Origin of the sequence: Nonomuraea sp. NPDC050783, from assembly GCF_040802095.1 — a bacterium.
Taxonomy (GTDB): domain Bacteria; phylum Actinomycetota; class Actinomycetes; order Streptosporangiales; family Streptosporangiaceae; genus Nonomuraea.
The window spans coordinates 23,106-43,170 of record NZ_JBFAHK010000001.1 but is presented as its reverse complement, the minus strand read 5'-3'; the positions used below and the strand labels follow the sequence as shown (position 1 = coordinate 43,170).

At 71.5% G+C, this 20,065-nt stretch carries 22 protein-coding genes; 9 read left to right on the top strand and 13 right to left on the bottom strand.

What is annotated here, in order from left to right:
• Positions 1–5 precede the first annotated feature (5 nt).
• Both AB0H75_RS00265 and AB0H75_RS00260 read right to left on the bottom strand, forming a co-directional pair.
• Complete coding sequence (locus AB0H75_RS00265) at positions 6–356, bottom strand: holo-ACP synthase (RefSeq protein WP_367787647.1); 351 nt, start codon at positions 354–356, stop codon at positions 6–8.
• A gap of 7 nt (positions 357–363) precedes the next feature.
• Positions 364–1,776 carry a PhoX family phosphatase gene (locus AB0H75_RS00260; RefSeq protein ID WP_367787644.1) on the bottom strand — a complete coding sequence of 471 codons (1,413 nt, stop codon included), beginning with the start codon at positions 1,774–1,776 and terminating at the stop codon, positions 364–366.
• Positions 1,777–1,959: 183 nt separating this feature from the next.
• Here AB0H75_RS00260 and coaA point away from each other — a divergent pair, with 183 nt between their 5' ends.
• Genes coaA through AB0H75_RS00230 form a run of 6 tightly spaced genes read left to right on the top strand, consistent with a single transcriptional unit; the run spans position 1,960 to position 7,266 of the window.
• Positions 1,960–2,862 (top strand): type I pantothenate kinase, encoded by a 903-nt coding sequence (gene coaA / locus AB0H75_RS00255; RefSeq protein WP_367790432.1) that lies wholly within the window; start codon positions 1,960–1,962, stop codon positions 2,860–2,862.
• A gap of 51 nt (positions 2,863–2,913) precedes the next feature.
• Positions 2,914–3,840, top strand: coding sequence for a DUF389 domain-containing protein (locus AB0H75_RS00250; protein ID WP_367787641.1), 927 nt, complete (start codon positions 2,914–2,916; stop codon positions 3,838–3,840).
• 40 nt (positions 3,841–3,880) lie between these two features.
• Entirely contained in the window at positions 3,881–4,789 is a 909-nt protein-coding gene (locus AB0H75_RS00245) for an ABC transporter ATP-binding protein (RefSeq protein ID WP_367787639.1), read from the top strand.
• Entirely contained in the window at positions 4,782–5,639 is an 858-nt protein-coding gene (locus AB0H75_RS00240) for an ABC transporter permease (RefSeq protein WP_367787638.1), read from the top strand. Before AB0H75_RS00245 ends, AB0H75_RS00240 begins: the two co-directional genes overlap by 8 nt.
• Positions 5,636–6,550 carry an ABC transporter ATP-binding protein gene (locus AB0H75_RS00235; RefSeq protein WP_367787636.1) on the top strand — a complete coding sequence of 305 codons (915 nt, stop codon included), beginning with the start codon at positions 5,636–5,638 and terminating at the stop codon, positions 6,548–6,550. Before AB0H75_RS00240 ends, AB0H75_RS00235 begins: the two co-directional genes overlap by 4 nt.
• A complete protein-coding gene (locus AB0H75_RS00230; protein WP_367787634.1) occupies positions 6,550–7,266 on the top strand; it encodes an ABC transporter permease in 717 nt (238 codons plus the stop codon). The genes AB0H75_RS00235 and AB0H75_RS00230 overlap by 1 nt, the downstream gene beginning before the upstream one ends.
• 90 nt (positions 7,267–7,356) lie before the next feature.
• Here AB0H75_RS00230 and glmM read toward each other — a convergent pair whose 3' ends face one another.
• From glmM to rplM, 3 genes are read right to left on the bottom strand one after another with little or no spacing between them, the layout of a single operon-like run.
• A complete protein-coding gene (glmM, locus tag AB0H75_RS00225) occupies positions 7,357–8,703 on the bottom strand; it encodes a phosphoglucosamine mutase (RefSeq protein ID WP_367787633.1) in 1,347 nt (448 codons plus the stop codon).
• Position 8,704: 1 nt separating this feature from the next.
• Positions 8,705–9,229, bottom strand: coding sequence for a 30S ribosomal protein S9 (gene rpsI / locus AB0H75_RS00220; protein WP_367787631.1), 525 nt, complete (start codon positions 9,227–9,229; stop codon positions 8,705–8,707).
• Positions 9,230–9,256: 27 nt separating this feature from the next.
• Positions 9,257–9,700 carry a 50S ribosomal protein L13 gene (gene rplM, locus AB0H75_RS00215; protein ID WP_367787630.1) on the bottom strand — a complete coding sequence of 148 codons (444 nt, stop codon included), beginning with the start codon at positions 9,698–9,700 and terminating at the stop codon, positions 9,257–9,259.
• Between the two features lie 371 nt (positions 9,701–10,071).
• Between rplM and AB0H75_RS00210 the strand changes: the two genes are divergently transcribed.
• The 3 genes from AB0H75_RS00210 (at position 10,072) to AB0H75_RS00200 (ending at position 15,209) form a co-directional block, all read left to right on the top strand.
• Complete coding sequence (locus tag AB0H75_RS00210; protein ID WP_367787629.1) at positions 10,072–10,785, top strand: CAP domain-containing protein; 714 nt, start codon at positions 10,072–10,074, stop codon at positions 10,783–10,785.
• 129 nt (positions 10,786–10,914) lie between these two features.
• Positions 10,915–11,913: a hypothetical protein gene (locus AB0H75_RS00205; RefSeq protein WP_367787627.1), complete on the top strand. Its 999-nt coding sequence runs from the start codon at positions 10,915–10,917 to the stop codon at positions 11,911–11,913.
• A gap of 1,421 nt (positions 11,914–13,334) precedes the next feature.
• On the top strand, positions 13,335–15,209 hold the full coding sequence (locus tag AB0H75_RS00200; protein WP_367787625.1) for a hypothetical protein: 1,875 nt from the start codon (positions 13,335–13,337) through the stop codon (positions 15,207–15,209).
• Here AB0H75_RS00200 and truA read toward each other — a convergent pair.
• The 8 genes from truA to infA all read right to left on the bottom strand — a co-directional run bounded on the left by truA (position 15,174) and on the right by infA (position 20,053).
• Entirely contained in the window at positions 15,174–16,058 is an 885-nt protein-coding gene (truA, locus tag AB0H75_RS00195; RefSeq protein ID WP_367787622.1) for a tRNA pseudouridine(38-40) synthase TruA, read from the bottom strand. The two genes, AB0H75_RS00200 and truA, sit on opposite strands and share 36 nt — an antisense overlap.
• A gap of 74 nt (positions 16,059–16,132) precedes the next feature.
• Complete coding sequence (gene rplQ, locus AB0H75_RS00190; protein WP_367787619.1) at positions 16,133–16,720, bottom strand: 50S ribosomal protein L17; 588 nt, start codon at positions 16,718–16,720, stop codon at positions 16,133–16,135.
• Positions 16,721–16,825: 105 nt separating this feature from the next.
• The gene (locus AB0H75_RS00185; protein ID WP_020542283.1) at positions 16,826–17,842 is read right to left on the bottom strand and encodes a DNA-directed RNA polymerase subunit alpha; all 1,017 of its coding nucleotides are present in this window, start codon (positions 17,840–17,842) and stop codon (positions 16,826–16,828) included.
• 97 nt (positions 17,843–17,939) lie between these two features.
• Positions 17,940–18,566 carry a 30S ribosomal protein S4 gene (gene rpsD / locus AB0H75_RS00180; protein WP_367787615.1) on the bottom strand — a complete coding sequence of 209 codons (627 nt, stop codon included), beginning with the start codon at positions 18,564–18,566 and terminating at the stop codon, positions 17,940–17,942.
• A gap of 23 nt (positions 18,567–18,589) precedes the next feature.
• Complete coding sequence (rpsK, locus tag AB0H75_RS00175; RefSeq protein WP_020542285.1) at positions 18,590–18,994, bottom strand: 30S ribosomal protein S11; 405 nt, start codon at positions 18,992–18,994, stop codon at positions 18,590–18,592.
• 45 nt (positions 18,995–19,039) lie between these two features.
• Complete coding sequence (gene rpsM, locus AB0H75_RS00170) at positions 19,040–19,420, bottom strand: 30S ribosomal protein S13 (RefSeq protein ID WP_080043219.1); 381 nt, start codon at positions 19,418–19,420, stop codon at positions 19,040–19,042.
• A 212-nt stretch (positions 19,421–19,632) separates the two neighbouring features.
• Entirely contained in the window at positions 19,633–19,746 is a 114-nt protein-coding gene (rpmJ, locus tag AB0H75_RS00165; RefSeq protein WP_003956441.1) for a 50S ribosomal protein L36, read from the bottom strand.
• Positions 19,747–19,831: 85 nt separating this feature from the next.
• The gene (gene infA, locus AB0H75_RS00160) at positions 19,832–20,053 is read right to left on the bottom strand and encodes a translation initiation factor IF-1 (RefSeq protein ID WP_030451477.1); all 222 of its coding nucleotides are present in this window, start codon (positions 20,051–20,053) and stop codon (positions 19,832–19,834) included.
• Positions 20,054–20,065 lie beyond the last annotated feature (12 nt).

Below are 20,065 nucleotides of genomic sequence, written 5' to 3'. Positions count from 1 at the left end.
CGAAGCTATCCCTCAGCGATCACATAGGCCACGGCCACGCCCGCGTCGTGGCTGAGCGAGAGGTGCCAGCGCTTGACGCCCAGCTCGTGGGCGACCTCGGCGACCCGGCCGCTGACCCGCAGCTCCGGCCTGCCCAGCTCGCCGCGGCACACCTCGGCCTCCTGGTGCTCCAGCCCGCGGGGCGCGCCCAGCGCCTTGGCCACGGCCTCCTTCGCGGCGAACCTGGCCGCCAGCGACTGCGCGGGCAGCGGCCGCTCGCCCTCGGTGAACAGCCGCTCGCGCAGGCCCGGGGTGCGTTCGAGAGCCCGCTCGAAGCGCGCGATGTCCACCACGTCCACGCCGATGCCCAGGATCATGTCCTCATTAGAACAGCCCGCGCTCCCAGGGGCCCCAGATGGCGAACGTCCTGCCCTGCTTGGCCTGGACGTTGACGTAGAGGGTGTGCCCGCCCGGCCCGAACGTGGAGCCGGCGAACTCGGCCCCGGGGTCGCCGGGGATCGGCTGGAGCCGGCAGAAGTCGAACAGCTTCCCGTCCCGGGTGAGGCCGCGCAGGTAGTTGTCGCCGTCGCCGTCCTCGCACAGCACGAGCGTGCCGCGCCTGCTGACGGTGACGTTGTCGGGCAGGTCGAGCACCGACGCGCGCGGCGACTCGTAGACCAGCCTGAGCCGGCCGCTCCACGTCTCGTACGCCCACACCTGGCCGCGGCCCTTGCCGAAGCCGTCGGGCATGGGGTCGGCCGGGGAGGTGTCGCCGCCCTGGGTGGAGACGAAGTAGACCGTGCCCTGGTGGTGGACCGCGCCCTCCAGCCGGGCGAAGATCGCCGCGCCCTTGGCCCGGCCCTGGCGGCCGACGGCCTGCACGGCCTCGTGGTACGCCGGCCGCCCCCGGAACTCGGGGTCGGGGTCGTCGATGTCCACCCACTCGGTGGCGTACGCCGCGCCCGCCGGCTGCCCGAGGGACAGGTCCTTGCGGTCGGCGTCGGCGACGGCCAGCATCTGCAGCCGCCCGCCGTCGAGCAGCCCGCCGGCCAGCACCGGGTGCTTGGGCGGCAGGTAGCGGTAGAACCCGGACGGGTGGGAGAAGTTGTCCTCGGTCAGGTAGATCGCCCCGGAGGAGGGGTCGAAGGCGGCCGACTCGTGCGGGAAGCGCCCGGCCGCCCTGATGGGCCTGGCCGTGGCGGCGCGGCCGAGCGGCACCTCGAAGATGTAGCCGTGTTTCTCGGTGAGCCTGGCGTTGCCCTCGCCGCCGGCGTCGTCGGCCACGTCGGGGCCGTTGACGGTCTCCTCGCAGCTCACCCAGGCCCGCCAGGCCATGGGGCCGCCCGAGCAGTTGAGCATGGTGCCGGTGAGCGACGGGCGGCTGTCGATCACCTCGCCCTGGCGGGTGACCCGCAGCGTCGAGGTGCCGCCGCCGGCCATCGGGTCGTAGGCGCGGTCGCGGTCGCCGAACGCGCCGACCGCGCCGCCGACCTCGTGGTTGCGGACCAGGATCGCGCTGCCGCCCGGCCCGGCGAAGGCCGCCATGCCGTCGTGCCGGCCGGGCACCTCGCCGCCGTCGCTGAACCGCTCGCCCGCCGCGCTGAAGGAGCGGTAGCGGAACCCGTCGGGCAGGTGCAGGCGTACCTTGCCGTCCCGCAGGTCGCGGACGGGGCGCGGCGGCCCGTAGCCGCTGGGGGCGGCCTGGGCGCCGCCCTGCCGCCCCGCGCAGGCGACTCCGGCGAAGGGGCCGGCGATGCCGGCGGCGGCCAGGCGGGCGAGGAAGCGGCGACGGTCCACGCCTCGGAACAGTAGCCCGCCGCCAACCGCCGCATGACGATTTCGCCGGACCGATCTTCGTTCCCCGAACTGGCTCTCGATAATCCCCATGATTTATCCACAGGCTGTGGAGGAACGAGCCGGGGGCCGCCCAAGATCCCGCGCCCCGCTCATCGCTACGCTGCCTAGGTGAACAACGGCTACGTGGAACTGAGCAGGGAGCAGTGGAGCGAGCTCCGCAAGAACACGCCCTTGACTCTCACCGCCGAAGAGCTGGAGGAGCTGCGCGGTCTCGACGACCCGATCGACCTGACCGAGGTCACCGACATCTACCTTCCGCTGACCCGGCTGCTCAACCTGCACTTCACCGGATCCAAGCAACGCAGCAGCGTGCTGAGCGCCTTCCTCGGCCATCCCGAGGGGCGCGTGCCGTACATCCTGGGCATCGCCGGGAGCGTCGCGGTGGGCAAGTCCACCACGGCGCGGCTGCTGCACACGCTGCTGGCCCGCTGGCCCGAGCACCCGCACGTGGAGCTGGTCACCACCGACAGCTTCCTCTACCCCAACGCGGTGCTGGACTCCAAGGGGATCATGCAGCGCAAGGGCTTTCCCGAGAGCTACGACCGGCGGGCGCTGGTCAGGTTCGTGGCGGCGGTCAAGGCGGGGGTCGCCGAGGTGGGGACCCCGGTCTACAGCCACCTCGAATATGACATCGTGCCCGGTGCCGTACAGACCGTGAAGAGCCCGGACATCCTCATCATCGAGGGACTCAACGTCCTGCAACCCGCCCCGCCCACCTCCCTCGCCGTCAACGACTACTTCGACTTCTCCATCTACGTCGATGCCAGGGCCGAGGACATCCGCACCTGGTACGTCGAGCGCTTCCACAAGCTGCGCCGCACCGCCTTCGAGGACCCGAAGTCGTACTTCCGGCACATCGCGCAGCTCTCCCACGACGAGGCCACCGCCTTCGCCGTCAACGTCTGGCGGGACATCAACGAGCGCAACCTGGTCGAGAACATCGCCCCCACGAGGGGCCGGGCCGACCTCGTCCTCAAGAAGGGCCCCGACCACTCCGTCCGGCACGTACGACTGCGCCGGACCTGACCCCACCCCTCCCCGTCCATCCCGTACGGGGTGATCCGCGACAATGGGCTCGTGCTGCACCTGCGACTCATCAGCCCGGCCGCGCGCACCGACGAGGTGACGGCGGTGTTGGAGGAGTGCCCCGGCGTCACCAACATCGTCGTCCTGGCCGGCGCGGGCCGGGTGCCCGAGGGCGACGTGATCCTCTGCGACGCGGCCAGGGAGTCGGCCAACGAGGTCATCAGCCGGCTCGACTGGCTCAAGGAGGAGGGCTCGATCGCCGCCGAGCAGGTGGACCTGTCGCTGTCCAAGGTGGCGGTCGAGGCGGTCGAGGAGGCGCCGGGCGACCCGGACGACGCGGTGGTCTGGGAGGAGCTGGCGCAGCGGGTGTCGTCCGACTCCCGCATCACCTGGGCGTACCTGACCTTCCTCACCATCGCCACCCTGCTGGCGAGCGTCGGCGTGCTGCAGAACTCGCCGATCCTCATCGTCGGCGCGATGGTGCTCGGGCCCGAGTTCGGCGCGATCGCCGCCGTCTGCTTCGGCCTGCTGCACCGCCGCGGCCACCTCATCGCCACCTCGCTCCGCACGCTGGTCATCGGCTTCCTGGTGGCCGTCGTCGTCACCTTCGCCTGCGCGCTGGCCATGCACCTGCTCGGCTGGATCGGCATGGAGAACCTGCGCGGCAACGCGGAGATGCAGTTCATCGTCAAGCCCGACCGGTGGTCGTTCATCGTGGCGCTGCTGGCCGGGACGGCCGGGGTGCTGTCGGTCACGGCGGGCAAGTCCTCGGCCCTGATCGGGGTGTTCATCTCGGTCACCACGGTCCCGGCGGCCGGCTACGCCGCGGTCGCGCTGGCGCTGGGCGACTGGACCGAGGTCGCCGGCTCGGTCTCCCAGCTCGCGGTCAACGTGCTCGGCATGGTCATCTCGGGCACTCTCACCCTGATGGTCCAGCGCAGATTCTGGCCTCAAGTAGGACGACGTTCATCCGTATGACCGAGGCCACGGCCGGGACCGCCCGGGTAGGGTCCGGCTCATGCACATCCTCGCCACCGAGGGGCTGACCAGACGTTTCCCCACCGTCACCGCGGTCGACCAGCTCACGGTCGCCGTCGGCCCCGGCGTGACCGGGCTGGTAGGGGCGAACGGCGCGGGCAAGTCGACGCTGATCAAGATCCTGCTCGGCCTGCTGCCGCCCAGCAGCGGCACGGCCCGCGTCCTGGACCTGGACGTCACCTCCCAGGGCGCCGAGATCCGCAGGCAGGTCGGCTACATGCCCGAGCACGAATGCCTGCCCCCCGACGTCTCCGCCACCGAGCTGGTCGTCCACCTCGCCCGGATGTCCGGGCTGCCCCGCACCGCCGCCCGCGAGCGCGCCGCCGACGTGCTGCGCCACGTCGGCCTGGCCGAGGAGCGCTACCGCCCGGTCGGCGGCTACTCCACCGGCATGAAGCAGCGGGTCAAGCTGGCCCAGGCGCTCGTCCACGACCCGAAGCTGATCTTCCTCGACGAGCCCACCAACGGCCTCGACCCGCGCGGCCGCGACGAGATGCTGGCGCTGGTGCGCCGCATCGGCACCGAGTTCGGCATCAGCGTCGTGGTCACCTCCCACCTGCTGGGCGAGCTGGAGCGCATCTGCGACCACGTGATCGTCATCGACGCCGGGCGGCTGCTGCGCTCGTCGGCCATCGGCGAGTTCACCCAGGCCACGCAGACCGTCACGGTCGAGGTCGAGGAGGGCGCGGAGGCGCTGGCCGCCCGGCTGGCCGAGGCCGGGCAGACCGTCTCGCCGCAGGGCCGGCTGCTGGTGGTCAAGGTGCTGGGGCCGGAGACCTACGACGCCGTCCGCGACGCCGCCGCCGAGCTCGACCTGTGCCTGATCCGGATGGAGCAGGGCCGCCACCGCATCGAGGACGTCTTCAGGGAGGAGGCCGTGGGTGTCTGAGATCTACGACATCGGCTACCGGCACTACGACGGGCCCCGGCTCGGCCGCGCCCACACGCTGCGGGCGCTGGCGGCGCACAGCCTGCGCGGCGTCTTCGGCCTCGGCCGCCCGGCCCGCAGCAAGATCATGCCGTTCGCGCTGTTCGCCATCATGCTGCTGCCCTCCGTGGTGAGCATCGCCCTGATGGCCCTGCTCAAGCAGCGCGGCATCCCCTACAGCGGGTTCGCCGTGGTCATGCAGGCGGTGGTGGCGATCTTCCTGGCCTCGCAGGCGCCCACCGTGGTCGCCCCCGACCTGCGCTACCGCGTGCTGCCGCTCTACCTGTCGCGGCCGGTCTCGGTCACCGAGTACGTCACCGCCAAGGTCGCCGCCATGACCGCGGCGCTGTTCCTGCTCGTCGCGGTGCCGCTCACGCTCACCTTCGTCGGCGAGCTGGTCGTGGACATGCCGGGCGCCCCGGCCACCGGCGAGTACGCAGGCGCGATGCTCATGGCCCTGGTGCTGGCCGTGCTGCTGTCGGTGTTCGGGCTGGCGCTGGCCTCGTTCACGCCGCGGCGCGGGCTCGGCGTGGCCTCGGTGATGGTCGTCTACCTGATGTCGTCGGCGGCGGTCCCCGTGGTCTACGGCGCGCTCGCCTCGACCGGCCACCAGGCGGAGGGCGCCTGGGCGTGGCTGCTGAACCCGTTCTGGCTGGTGGACTCCGTGCAGTCCTGGTTGTTCGGCACCCCGCCGCACTCCATCGAGGGCCCCTACCCCAGCGGGCCGGCCTCCGCGGCGATCCTCGTGCTGCTGATCGCCGCCGGCCTGGCCGCCCTCGCCCTGCGCTACCGGAAGGCGGCCGCGCGATGAAGATCGAGCTCTCACAGGTGTCCCGCTGGTACGGCAACGTCGTGGCCGTCAACGACGTGACGATGACGATCGGCCCCGGCGTCACCGGCCTGCTCGGGCCGAACGGCGCGGGCAAGTCGACGCTCCTGCACATGATGGCCGGGTTCCTGGCCCCGTCGGGCGGCACGGTCACGCTGGACGGCGATCGTGTCTGGAAGAACCACCATATTTACCGAAATATCGGGTTGGTCCCGGAACGTGAGGGCGTGTATGGCTTCCTCACCGGCTGGCAGTTCGTCCTGTCCGCCGCCCGGCTCCACGGCCTGCCCGACCCCGTCGAGGCCGCCCGCAAGGCCCTGGCCACCGTGGAGATGGAGGAGCCGAAGGACCGGCGGGTGGAGACGTACTCCAAGGGCATGCGCCAGCGCGTCAAGGTCGCCGCCGCGCTCGTCCACGACCCGCCCGTGCTGCTGCTGGACGAGCCGTTCAACGGCATGGACCCGCGCCAGCGCCTGCACCTCATGGACCTGATCAGGGGCATGGGCACGGCCGGCAAGACCATCCTGTTCAGCTCGCACATCCTGGAGGAGGTCGAGCGGGTCGCCCAGCACATCGAGGTGCTGGTCGCCGGGCGGCACGCCGCCTCGGGCAACTTCCGCGAGATCCGGCGGCTGATGACCGACCGGCCGCACCTGTTCATGATCCGTTCGAGCGACGACCGCAAGCTCGCCGCCGCCCTCATCCGCGACCCCTCGGCCGGCGGCATCACGCTGCGCCCCGACGGCCTGGAGGTCCAGGCGACCGAGTTCCGCCGCTTCGCCCGCCTCCTCCCCAAGCTCGCCCGGTCCGAGGGCGTCCGCCTGCACCAGGTCTCCCCCGCCGACGAGGACCTGGAGAGCGTCTTCTCCTACCTGATCAACCGGAGCACCTGATGAACACCGTCGTAGCGGGGATCACCTACCGCGCTCTGCTCGGCCGCCGCCGGATCATCCTGCTGCTCCTGCTGCCCCTCGCGCTGATCGGGCTGGCCGTGCTGTTCCTGCTCGTCGGCGAGGGCGGCCAGCGCAACGCCGTGCTGCTGCTGCAGACCTTCGCCATCGGCACCATGCTGCCGCTGCTCGGCCTGATCGCCGGCACCGGCGTCATCGCCCCGGAGATCGACGACGGCACGATCATCCACCTGATGTCCAAGCCGATCTCCCGCCCGGTCATCGTCCGCACCAAGTTCGCCGTCGCGGTCTCGCTGCTGGCGGTCTTCGCGGCGGTGCCGACGTACGTGGCGGGCTGGCTCCTGGTCCGCGACGAGGCCGGCATCGCGGCCGGCTTCGCCCTCGGCTCCCTGGTCTCCGGCATCGCCTACGCGGCCGTCTTCCTGCTGCTGGGCGTCGTCACCCGGCACGCGGTCACGATCGGCGTCATCTACGCCCTGGTCTGGGAGAGCCTGGTGGGCAACCTCGTCCCGGGCGCCCGCAAGTTCTCCATCCAGCACTGGGGCCAGTCCGTGGCCGCCCAGATCACCGACTCCCCGTTCTTCCGCGCCGACGTCACGCTCGGCTTCGCCATCCCGGCCCTGCTCGTCGTCACGATCGCGGGCGTCCTCTGGGCCGGCCACCGCCTGCGTGCCTTCTCCCTCACCGGGGACGAATAATCGGCGGGCGGGCGGGAAGGGCGACAGGTCCAGGGGTAAGCGAAGGGCCCGCGGAGCGTTCCGCGGGCCCTTCACCCTGAAGCGGGCCGGTCAGGCGCAGGCCGTGCGCACCACGTCGGCGAGCCGGTTGGCCACCTGGGTGGCGTGCTCCTCCGACGCGGCCTCGACCATCACCCGGATCATCGGCTCGGTGCCGCTCGGCCGGATCAGCACCCGGCCGGTCTCCCCCAGCTCCGCCTCGGCCGCGGCCACCGCGGCCGCCAGCTCGCCGGCGCCGGCCTTGGCCTTGTCGACGCCCTTGACGTTGATGAGGATCTGCGGCAGCGGCGTCATCACCGCGGCCAGCTCCTTCAGCGGCACGCCCGCCTTGGCCACCACGCCCAGCAGGTGGAGCGAGGTGAGCAGGCCGTCGCCGGTGGTGGCGTGGTCCAGCATGATGACGTGGCCCGACTGCTCGCCGCCGAGGTTGTAGCCCTCGGACTTCATGCGTTCCAGCACATAGCGGTCGCCCACCGCGGTCTCCACCACGGAGATGCCCGCCTCGCGCATCGCCAGCTTGAAGCCCAGGTTGGACATCACGGTCGCGACCACGGTGTCCTTGGCCAGCAGGCCCTCGTCGTGCATGGCGCCGGCCAGGATCGCCATGATCCGGTCGCCGTCCACGATCTCGCCCGTGTGGTCGACCGCGAGGCAGCGGTCGGCGTCGCCGTCGTAGGCCACGCCCAGGTCCGCGCCGCGCGAGACGACCACCTGGCGGAGCCGGTCGAGGTGGGTGGAGCCGTACCCGTCGTTGATGTTGAGACCGTCGGGGCGGGCCCCGATGGCCTCGACGCGGGCGCCGGCGCGCACCAGCGCCTCGGGCGCCACCATGTGGGCGGCGCCGTGGGCGCAGTCGACCACCACGCTGAGCCCGTCGAGCGGGCGGTTCATCGTGGTCAGCACGTGCGAGATGTAGCGGTCGGCCTCGCCGTACGCGTCGCGCACCCGGCCCACGCCGGAGCCGACGGGGAAGCTCCACTCCTCGCCGAGCCGCCGCTCGATCTCGTCCTCGACCGCGTCCGACAGCTTGAAGCCGCCGCGGGCCAGGAACTTGATGCCGTTGTCCGGCGCCGCGTTGTGCGAGGCCGACAGCATGACGCCGAGGTCGGCGCCGAGCGCCGCCGTGAGGTGGGCGACGGCCGGAGTGGGCAGCACGCCGAGGCGCAGCACATCCACGCCGGACGCCGCGAGGCCGGCGACCACGGCCGCCTCGAGGAACTCTCCCGAGGCACGCGGGTCCCGGCCTACGACCGCCACCGGATGACGCCCGGTGGCGGCGAACGCGCCTGCATCGCCGAGGACGTGGGCCGCCGCCACGGACAGGTCCATGGCGAGCTGGGCCGTGAGGTCGCGGCCCGCGACCCCTCTCACCCCGTCGGTGCCGAAAAGGCGCGCCAACTCAGCGCTTGCTGTACTGCGGAGCCTTGCGGGCCTTCTTGAGGCCGTACTTCTTCCGCTCCGTGGCGCGGGCGTCACGGGTGAGGAAGCCGGCCTTCTTCAGCGGCGGGCGGTTGACCTCGACGTCCAGGATCGCCAGCGCGCGCGACAGGCCCATGCGCAGCGCGCCGGCCTGCCCGGTCACGCCGCCGCCGTCGATGCGGGCGATGACGTCGAACGCCTCCTCGGCGCCGAGCACCACGAAGGGCTCGTTGACGATCTGCTGGTGGACCTTGTTCGGGAAGTAGGTGTCGAGCGAACGACCGTTGATCGTCCACTTGCCGGTGCCGGGGACGATGCGCACGCGGGCGATCGCCTCCTTACGGCGGCCGGTGCCGTACGAGTTGCCCGTGGTGACGGGCTTGCGCACGGGAGCGTCGGCGCTGGCGGCGGACTCGGTGGTGTACTCGGAAGGGAAGTCCTCGCCGGAGTAGTCCTCCAGCTCGGCCGTCTCTACGGCCGTCTCGACACCGGTGGGCTCAGCCACGGTTCTCCTCTGAATCTTTCGCTACTGCTACTGGGCGATCTGGGTGATCTGGAACGGCACGGGCTTCTGCGCCTGGTGCGGGTGGTCGGAACCCGCGTAGACCTTCAGCTTCTTCGCCATCTTCCGGCCGAGGGAGTTCTTCGGCAGCATGCCCTTGACGGCCTTCTCGACGGCCTTCTCCGGCCGCTTCTCCATGAGCTCGCCGTACGAGACGGAACGCAGACCGCCCGGGTAACCCGAGTGGCGGTACGCCCTCTTCTGCTCAAGCTTGTTGCCGCTCAGCGCGACCTTGTCCGCGTTGATGACGATGACGAAGTCACCGGTGTCGACGTGGTTGGCGAAGATCGGCTTGTGCTTGCCGCGGAGCAGGGTCGCGACGTGGCTGGCCAGCCGGCCCAGCACGACATCGGTCGCGTCGATGACGTACCACTGACGCTGGACGTCGGCGGGCTTCGGTGAGTACGTGCGCACGGTCGTAGCCTTCTTTATGCTCGCGTCTTCGGCGCTGTCAGGATGTGACAGCCACATTGGTCGGTCGGTGCGGGCACACGACGGCCCGGACCTTCCGTCTCCGCACGATGGGAGATGACGCCGGACGCGCCGCGCATTGGTCACGCAGGACCTATGCACACAACGAACGATTAGGTTACCCGCCCGCCTGTCTGCAGGTCAAAAGACCGGTACCCGCGGACGAGTCTACCCGACTCAGAACGGTTCGATTTCGTTTCCCTGGGACCCCTTCTTTCCCAGGACCCGACATCCCTATCGTTGACTGCGGTATGTGGCAGAACTCTCACACCCGGCCAACCCAGCGGGGCGCTCGGCGCCGGAGCCATCTGGGTGTGTTGACCTGCCTCATGGCGGCGGTGTTGTTCACCGGCGTACTGATCGGTCGATTGACGGACAGCCCGAGCGCCAGCCCGCACGTCTATCTCAACGGCACCGTCCCGCCCGCCGCCGCCACCGCCAACCCGGCCCCGACCTCGGCGAAGAAGGCGCTGCAACAGCTGGAGAGCATCCCGAGGGAGGTCACCACCAACCGGCTCCCCGGCCGCGGCGGCGCGACCCCCAGGCCCAGCGCCAAGCGTACGGACAGCCAGATCCCCGGCTTCTCCGACAACCAGCAGGACCCCACGCAGGTGCTCGGCGGCGACCAGGGAGCCGAGGTGGCGCTCGTCCCCGGCATGGCGTCCGAGGTCGTCTCCCTCACCAACGCCGCCCGGGCGCGGCGCGGCTGCGGGCCGCTGCGGGTGGACGCCGGGCTCACGCGCTCGGCCCGTACGCACTCGCTGGAGATGGCGCGCACCGGGCAGCTCACCCACAACTCCCCCGACGGCGCCTCCCCCTGGGACCGCATGGAGCGGGCCGGCTACCGCTACGGCGCCGCGGAGAACATCGGCGCCGGCTACAGCACGGCCGACGAGGCGGTGCGCGGCTGGCTCGGCAGCGACGACCACCGCAGGAACATCCTCGACTGCCGGCTGAAGACCATCGGCGTCGGCGTCGCCTCCGGCCCCGACGGCCCGTGGTGGACCCAGGACTTCGGGACCCGCTGACCTCCTCCCCGCCGGGGAAGCCGCGCGAGCGTTCGATCTGCGGTGGAGTGCCGTTTTCCGTCCCGTCCGGTGGCGGGCGCCGTCGCGATCGAGGAGATGCGGCGACCCTCGGCGCGGTAATGTCGCCGCATGGGTTTCCCCGAGCAGCCTGACCCCGACCAGCCCGGCCCCAGGCAGCCTGGCCCCAGGCCGCCCTATCCGGAGCAGCCCGGCACCCCTCAGGAGGGCGCCCCCCGCCGCTCCCGCCGGGCCCGCCCCGCCTACGACGTCCCTCCGCAGACGCAGCAGGGGCCGCAGGCGCAACAGGGGCCGCAAGCGCAGCAGGGGCCGCAGCCGGCGTCCGGCGAGCCGGCCGCCACCGGGGCGCCGCAACAGGTCAACAGCAGGATCGGCTGGAGCCCTTACGACGAGGGCCCGCGCTCGCGCGCGCCGCTGTGGTTCGCGATCGGCGGGGTGCTGCTGCTCGGCGCGCTCGGCGCCGGCATCGCCGTCATGTGGAACGCCGACAGCCCCAGCACGGCCGAGACCGCCGAGCCGCTGCGCACCTCGGCCCCGCTGCCGTCGGTCCCGCCCGGCAAGTACGGCTACGCGGAGAACCGCTCCACCGACCCCGACCCCATCTCGGTGAAGGAGCTCTTCGGAAAGAAGGGCAAGTTCACCGCCGCCGGCCGCGGCTACGAGATGACGGTCACCAGCAAGGACAAGAAGTGCACCGACGGCGCGCTGGGCGACAAGCTGCAGAAGGCGCTCAAGACCGCCAAGTGCACCCAGCTCGTCCGCGCGAGCTTCCGCGACAAGGCGGGCAAGGTGATCGGCACGGTCGGCGTGGCCAACCTCTCGACCGCCAAGAACGCGAGCAAGGTCGCCAAGGCCGGCGACACGAAGAACTACGTGAAGCCGCTCGCCGGTAAGGACAGTGTCACCAAGCTTCTAGGGTCGGGCAGCGGCGGGGCCCGCATCTGGACCCACGGCCATTACGCGATCATGGTGTGGTTCCAGAACAAGGACGGCGCCAAGCCCGATTCCAAGGGACAAAAGCGCATTTCCCAGGCCATTGACGACATCACGAAAGCCACGGTCTTCAAGGCACTGGACAACCGGACGCTGAACGGCAGCGCGACGGCGTAACCCGTCTTCGTAGGCCCTAACTCCCCCAAACGGGATGCCCGTTGCCCCTGGGAACGCCCATACCGGCGTAATGATCACCCCTCTCTCGCTAGGCTCGCCCTATGCGTGGTCAGGAACCCGGGTCCGAACACGATCGCAGGGACGCCGACAACACGGCCGGACCTGCGACGCCGCCGCCGAGCTTCGGTCAGCCCCACGGACGGGGGCGAGACGTCCCGCCGGTGTTCACTCCCGGCGAGGAGGAGCCGGGCGACGAGCCGCAGTTCGTCGTCCCTCCCGTTCTCACGTCCCCACCGCTCAGCGAGCCGCCCGGGACGGGGCCCGGGTCCGGGTCCGGATACGGGTCCAGGCCCGGGACCGGCGCCGGAGCTGAGGCGGAGGCCGGGGCGTCCCAGCCGTGGGAGGTCCCCGCAGAAGCCGACGCCCCGTACGACTGGCACGCCGACAACCCCACCACGGACCCCGGCCGCCCTTCCCACACCCCCCGCCACCCGGCCACTCCCCCGACCCTCTCCACCCCCGCACACCCAACTCCCCCGAACCCCACACACCCGGCCGCACCGAACGCCGGTCACCCCACACACCCCGACCTCGGCCACCCAACCGCACCGAACGCCGGCCACCCGGCTGCGCCGAACGCCGGCCACCCAGCGCACCCCGGCCTCAGCCACCCGGCCGCGCCGAACGCGGGCCCCCCAATCCCTTTCACTCCTAGCCACCCGGCTCCACCCAACGCCGCGCAACCGGCCCCCTTTACCCCAGGCCACCCGGACCCCCTCGCCCCCGGCCACCCGGCTCCGCCGAACGCCGGCCACCCGGGCCCCTTCGGCCCCGACCATCCGGCTCCACCCAACGCCAGCCACCCGGGCCCCTTCGGCCCCGACCATCCGGCTCCGCCGAACGCCGTCCACTCGGGCCCTTTCGGCCCCGGTCACCCGGTTCCGCCGAACGCCGCTCATCCAGCGCAGCCCGGCCCCGGACATCCCGGGCATCCCGTCCAGACCGGCCACGGCCCGTCGGCCCCTTCCGGCCCGATACACCCGGGCCACCCCCAGCCCCGCTCGGCACCCCCTGCCCCGCCAGGCCACACCCCGACCCCCCGACCCCCCTCCGAGCCCCACATCCCGCCGCCGCACGCCGAGGGTCCCGCACCGCACGCCCGGCAGCCGCACGCCGAAGGTCTCGCGCCCTACGCCCCGCAGCCCCATGCCGGGGGCCCCGCCCCCCGCGTCCCGCAACCGGACGCCGAGGGTTCCGTGCCGCAGGACCCGCGGCCGCACGCCGGCAACCCCTGGGCTGGGCCGTTGCAGGAGGGGCAGACCTCAGCCGGCCGTGTGCCCCCCGTAGGGCCCGCTCCTTGGCCCGCCGCTCCGGCGGCCGGCGAGGGGAGTCCGCAGTCTGCCGAGCAGGCGGCGCAGGACATGCCGCCCTGGCCCGCGCACCCGGCCGTGCCCGGCACGCCATCGTGGGAGCCGCCCCCCGCCTTCACCGCGGCGGCGGCGGGCATGCCCGTATGGCCCGCTCCCGTCTCGGACCCGCACGCCGTACCCCCGTGGCCCGCCGCCACGGGCGAGTTGGTGGCCGAGCCCGACGAGCCGCCGCAGCCCTCCGCCTTCGACCCCGACGCCACCGAGCCCGAGGGCGTCCCCCGGCCACCCCACCACCCCGCCGCGGGCACCCCGGACCAGCCCTCTCCCGGCCCGGCCGCCCCGCCCTCCGACACCACCCGCCCGGGCATCCGGCATACGAGCGGCCCGCACCCTGCCACGCCCCCAGCCGGCGCGCGTACCAGCGGCCCGCATCCCGCCACGCCTCCGGACGACCCGCGCCACAGCGGCCCGCACCCCATCGCCGGGCCCGCGGGCCTCTCGCACCCCGCCTCCGGCCCGAACGTCCCGCCGCCCGGCCAGGCCATCGCCTCCGGCCCGAACGTCCGGCCGCCCGGCCAGGCCGCCCCCCACGGCACCGGCCCCACGCCCGGCAACGACCCCACGCCTGAGAACGCCGCACACGGGAACCCAGCCCACGGGAACTCAGCCCACGGGAACCCAGCACAGGACAACCCCGCGCACGGGAACCCCGCCCAGGGCGACACCCCCGCGACCGCCCCGGAGCCCCCCCAGCACCAGGGCCACACGGTCCCCCTGGCCGCCCCCGTGGCCATCGACCGCGAGGCCACTCTCCCACCTCCGGCCGAGAACGCCGCCCCTGACCACGACACGCCCCAGCCCTCGGACGACCCCACCCCGTCCACCCCGGACGACGCCTCCACCGGCCCTCAGGAGCTCGTCGACCCCCCGGAGCCCGGCGACGTCCCGGTCTGGCCGCCCACCCCTGTCCCCGCCGCCCCGCCACCACACCACCACCAACAACAGCTCCCCGACCTCCCCTTCTCCAGGGACACCTGGGGCCAGCGCAAGTCCACCAGCCTGGACCTGCCGACCCCGCCCCAGGGTGTGGCCACGACCGCGCAGAAGGGCACGGCGAGCGCCCCGGCGTTCCCGCCGGGGGCGTTCAAGCAGCCGCCGTTCCAGATCCCGCCCCCGCCGCCACCCCCGTCGGGCGGCGGCGGCAAGCGGGCGCTGCTGGTGACCCTGGGCGCGCTGGCCCTGGCGGGGATCGCCACGGGCGGCTTCTTCGCCTACCAGGCGGTGAGCAGCCCCAGCCCCACCACGGCCGCCGCCAGGACCGCCGCCCCGTCCGACCCGGGCCAGGGACAGGGCCAAGGGCAGCAGACGACCGCCTCCACCGACGGCCCCGGCGCGTCCATCCTCAACTCCGAGCAGACGGACCCGCAGAAGCTGTCGCTGTCGGAGGCGTTCCCGAAGAAGAAGGTGAGCGCGGCCGGGACGACGTTCAAGCGGGTCAAGGCCGTCATGGAGACGACCTGCGGCAAGGCCGCCACGGGCGCCTTCGCCGAGGCGCTCGACGCGCAGAAGTGCACCCGTGTCCTGCGCGCCACCTACGTGGACGGCAAGAAGCGCTACGCCGTCACCACGGGCATCGCGGTCCTGCCGACCAAGGAGGCGGCCACGGCGGCCGACCAGGCGAAGGATCTGGCCAAGAACGTCTGGTTCCGCCCCCTGCCCGGCCCTGAGGGCTCGGGCGGCGAGCGGGTGCAGATCGCCGGCGGGTACGCGGCCGGCCTGGTCTGGGGCCGGTACATCGTCTTCAGCTACGCCACGCACGCCGACGGACGTAACCCGTCCGAGAAGGACAAGACGCTGCCGAAGGTCAGCGGCGCCTTCCGCGACCAGACCTCACTGGTCCTGGAGCGCCGCGTCACCAAGGACTGAGAGGGTCCGTACTCGCCGCGTGGCCTGGGCACGCGCGGCGAGTGCCCCCTCGTCCGCCGGGTAGCCGACCTCCTCCAGGCACAGCCCGTGGGCGGGCGCGACGTGGATGCCCGAGTCCCGGACGGCCCGCGCCAGCACCTCGCCGGGCCACTCCACCGGGCGCCGCCCGTCGCCGGCCGCCAGCAGCGAGCCGACCAGCGCCCGCACCATCGAGTGGCAGAACGCGTCGGCCACGACGGTGGCCACGAGCACGCCGCCCGGCTCGCGTACCCAGTCGAGCCGCTGCAGCTCGCGGATGGTCGTGGCCCCCTCGCGCTTCTTGCAGAAGGCGGCGAAGTCGTGCTCGCCGAGGAGCCGGGCCGCCGCGGCGTTGAGCGCGCCGAGGTCCAGGGGCCGGTTGTGCCAGAGGATCTCGTGCCGCCGCAGCGGGTCCACGCCGCCCGCGGCGTCGCACACCCGGTACGCGTACCGCCGGTACAGCGCCGAGAACCGGGCGTCGAAGCCCGCAGGAGCCACGCAGACGCCGTGAACCCGTACGTCCGGGGGCAGAACCCCACCCAACCGCCGGACGAGCGCAGCGAGCCGCTCGTCCACGCTCTGCGGTTGCGGCCGGTTGCCGTCCAGCTCGGCCAGCGATTCGTCGGGCACGTCCACGTGGGCGACCTGGCCGCGCGCGTGCACCCCGGCGTCGGTGCGTCCGGCCACGGTCAGCATGGCGGGCTCGCCGAGGCGCAGGATCCGCCCGAGCGCCGTTTCCAGCTCGCCCTGGACCGTGCGCCGCCCGGGCTGCCTGGCCCAGCCGGAGAAGCCGGCGCCGTCGTAGGCGAGGTCGAGGCGGAGCCGTACCACGATGAACCCTCCCTATGGAAAAGGGCCCGGCCCCCGCGGAGGGGTTCCGGGCCCGATTCAGCCTGCCTGGAAGATCAGGCTTCGTCCTTCTTCGCCGCGGCCTCAGGAGCCTCGGCCTCGGCGGCCTCGCCCTTCTCGGTCTCGGCGGCCTCGGTCTCGGAAGCCTCCGAAGCCTCGGCGGCCTCGGCCTTGGGCTCCTCGGCCTCGGAAGCCTCAGGACCCTCGGCGGCCTCGGTCGCCGGAGCGGCGGCCGGGGCGGCGGTCTCGGCCGGAGCCGTGGTGCGGCGCGTGGTGACGGCGTTCAGCGGCTCGGTGACCAGCTCGATGACCGCCATCGGGGCGTTGTCGCCCTTGCGGGCCCCGATCTTGGTGATGCGGGTGTAGCCACCGGGACGCTCGGCGAACGTCGTCGCGATCTCGGTGAAGAGGTGGTGAACGACGCCCTTGTCCTTGACGACGGTCAGGACCTGGCGACGGTTGTGGATGTCGCCCTTCTTCGCCTTGGTGATCAGGCGCTCCGCCAGCGGGCGCAGGCGCTTGGCCTTGGTGACCGTCGTGCGGATCTTGCCGTGCCGGAACAGGTCGGTCGCCAGGTTGGCCAGGATCAGCCGCTCGTGCGCCGGGCTGCCGCCAAGACGTGCACCCTTGGTGGGCTTGGGCATGGGATCTTCTCCTCAGGAGTCAACCCGCCCCGGCCGTGCCAGGTACCGGAGTCGGGCCGCCAGACCCCCTTCTGCGAGGGGGCCCGCGCTATCTGTGTGTGGTGATCAGTACTGCTCGGTCTCGACGTACGCGCTGTCGTCGTCGTCGTAGCCGCCGCCGGCCACCGCGCTCGGGTCGAACCCGGGAGGGGAGTCCTTGAGCGACAGCGACATCTCGTGCAGCTTCTGCTTGACCTCTTCGATCGACTTGGCGCCGAAATTCCTTATGTCGAGCAGGTCCTGCTCGCTGCGCGCGACCAGCTCGCCCACGGTGTGGATGCCCTCGCGCTTGAGGCAGTTGTACGAGCGGACGGTGAGGTTGAGCTCCTCGATCGGCAGCGCCAGGTCGGCCGCCAGGGCGGCGTCGGTGGGCGACGGGCCGATGTCGATGCCCTCGGCCTCGACGTTGAGCTCGCGGGCCAGGCCGAACAGCTCGACGAGGGTCTTGCCGGCCGAGGCCACCGCGTCGCGGGGCTTCATGGCGGGCTTGGTCTCGACGTCCAGGATGAGGCGGTCGAAGTCGGTGCGCTGCTCGACTCGGGTGGCCTCGACCTTGTACGTGACCTTGAGCACCGGCGAGTAGATCGAGTCGATCGGGATGCGCCCGATCTCCTGGCCCGGCTGCTTGTTCTGGGCGGCGGAGACGTAGCCGCGGCCGCGCTCGACGGTCAGCTCCATCTCCAGCTTGGCCTTGCCGTTGAGCGTGGCGATGCGCAGCTCGGGGTTGTGCACCTCGACACCGGCCGGGGGCGCGATGTCGGCGGCGGTGACCTCACCGGGGCCCTGCTTGCGCAGGTACATCACGACCGGCTCGTCGTGCTCGGAGGAGACGACCAGCTCCTTGAGGTTGAGGATGATGTCGGTGACGTCTTCCTTGACCCCGGGAACGGTCGAGAACTCGTGCAGCACGCCCTCGATCCGGATGCTCGTCACGGCCGCGCCCGGAATGGACGACAGCAGCGTGCGACGCAGCGAGTTGCCGATGGTGTAGCCGAAGCCCGGCTCCAGCGGCTCGATCACGAACCGGGAGCGGGTGTCGTCGAGGGACTCTTCGAGAAGAGTCGGGCGCTGAGCGATCAGCATGTGCGGGTTCTCCCCTTTTTCGTGTGGCGCCCGCTATATGACGCCACTCCGATGAAAAGCGTAACCGAGGTGCGGCGAACCACACCTCGGTCGAGGCTCACTTCGAGTAAAGCTCGACGATGAGCTGCTCCTGAACCTGGGTGTCGATCTGCTGCCGGACCGGCAGCTGGTGCACCAGGACGCGGAGCTTGTCCGGCACGACCCCGAGCCACGCCGGGATGGTGCGCTCGCCCGCGGTCGCGCGCGCGACCTCGTAGGGCAGGAGGTTGCGCTTGTTCTCGCGGACCTCGATGATGTCGTGCTCGCGCACGCGGTACGACGGGATGTCGACCTTCTTGCCGTTCACCAGGATGTGCCCGTGGCGGACCTGCTGGCGGGCGGCGTCCCGCGACTGGGCGAAACCGGCGCGGTAGACCACGTTGTCGAGGCGGCTCTCCAGGATCTGGAGCAGCACCTCACCGGTCTTGCCCGACTTGCGGGTGGCCTCCTCGTAGTAGTTCGCGAACTGCTTCTCGAGGACGCCGTAGATGCGGCGGGTCTTCTGCTTCTCGCGAAGCTGAAGCTGGTACTCGGACTCCTTGGGGCGTCCGCGGCCGTGCTCACCCGGCGGGTAAGGACGGATCTCGATGGGGCACTTGGCGGATTCGCACTTGCTGCCCTTGAGGAAGAGCTTGGTCTTCTCGCGACGGCAGAGCTTGCAGTCCGCGCCCGTGTAACGAGCCATTTCTCTATATCTCCTGGGCTATCTCAGACGCGGCGGCGCTTCGGCGGCCGGCAACCGTTGTGCGGAACCGGGGTGACGTCCTGGATCGAGCCCACCTCCAGGCCGGTGGCCTGCAGCGAGCGGATCGCGGTCTCACGGCCGGAGCCGGGACCCTTGACGAAGACGTCGACCTTGCGCATGCCGTGCTCCATGGCGCGGCGGGCGGCGTTCTCGGCGGCCATCTGGGCGGCGAACGGGGTGGACTTGCGGGAGCCCTTGAAACCCACGTGGCCGGCGCTGGCCCAGGAGATCACGTTCCCGTTGGGGTCGGTGATCGAGACGATGGTGTTGTTGAACGTGCTCTTGATGTGGGCATGCCCGTGAGCGACGTTCTTCTTCTCCTTGCGGCGCACCTTCTTCGGGGCGCCCTGGCGGCTCTTAGGAGGCATTGTTTGCCGTTACTCCTGAGGTCTTCGGTCCAGCGGCTGCGAGGACTACTTCTTACCGGGCTTCTTCTTGCCGGCGACGGTCTTCTTCTTGCCCTTGCGGGTGCGCGCGTTGGTCTGCGTGCGCTGACCGTGGACCGGAAGGCCCTTGCGGTGCCGGATGCCCTGGTAGCACCCGATCTCGATCTTGCGACGGATGTCGGCCTGAACCTCGCGGCGCAGGTCACCCTCGATCTTGAAGTTCGCCTCGATGTAGTCACGCATCGGAACGAGCTCGGTGTCGCTGAGCTGGTGGACCCGCAGGTCCCCGCTGACACCAGTGGCCTCGAGGATCTCCTTGGCGCGGGTGCGGCCGATCCCGTAAATGTAGGTGAGAGCGATCTCCAGCCGCTTTTCGCGGGGGAGGTCGACGCCGACCAGGCGAGCCATGGCGGGCATTCTCCTTTTCTGTGGCGGAGGTCTTGCGCCGCACAACCCCTCCCCATGCCCGGGGTGAGGGCCCCGGCCTCCGACCGGGGGTCTCCTGGACGGTTCGGCCGGAGGCCGCCTGTCCAGGCTGGGACGCGCTTACTGAGTGCGGGCTCCTCATACGTCGAGCCCGCTCCCTCATTCGGGGCGGACTCGGAGGAGCCTTGCGGCGACTAGCCCTGGCGCTGCTTGTGGCGCAGGTTGTCGCAGATCACCATGACGCGACCGTGCCGGCGGATCACCTTGCACTTGTCGCAGATCTTCTTGACGCTCGGCTTTACCTTCATTGTCCTTCGTTCCTCAGACGTGCTTCCTTGCGAGCGGAGCTCGCGCCTGACGGCGGAGGCCCTCGCTACGCTGCGGATTCCGCCGTTACTTGTATCGGTAGACGATCCGCCCACGAGTCAGGTCGTAGGGGCTCAGCTCAACGACTACCCGGTCGTCCGGCAGGATCCGGATGTAGTGCATCCGCATCCGTCCGCTGATGTGGGCCAGGACCTTATGGCCGTTGTCGAGCTGCACCCGGAACATGGCGTTCGGGAGCGATTCGACCACAGTGCCCTCGATCTCGATGGCGCCGTCTTTCTTGGCCAAAATTCCTCGCGT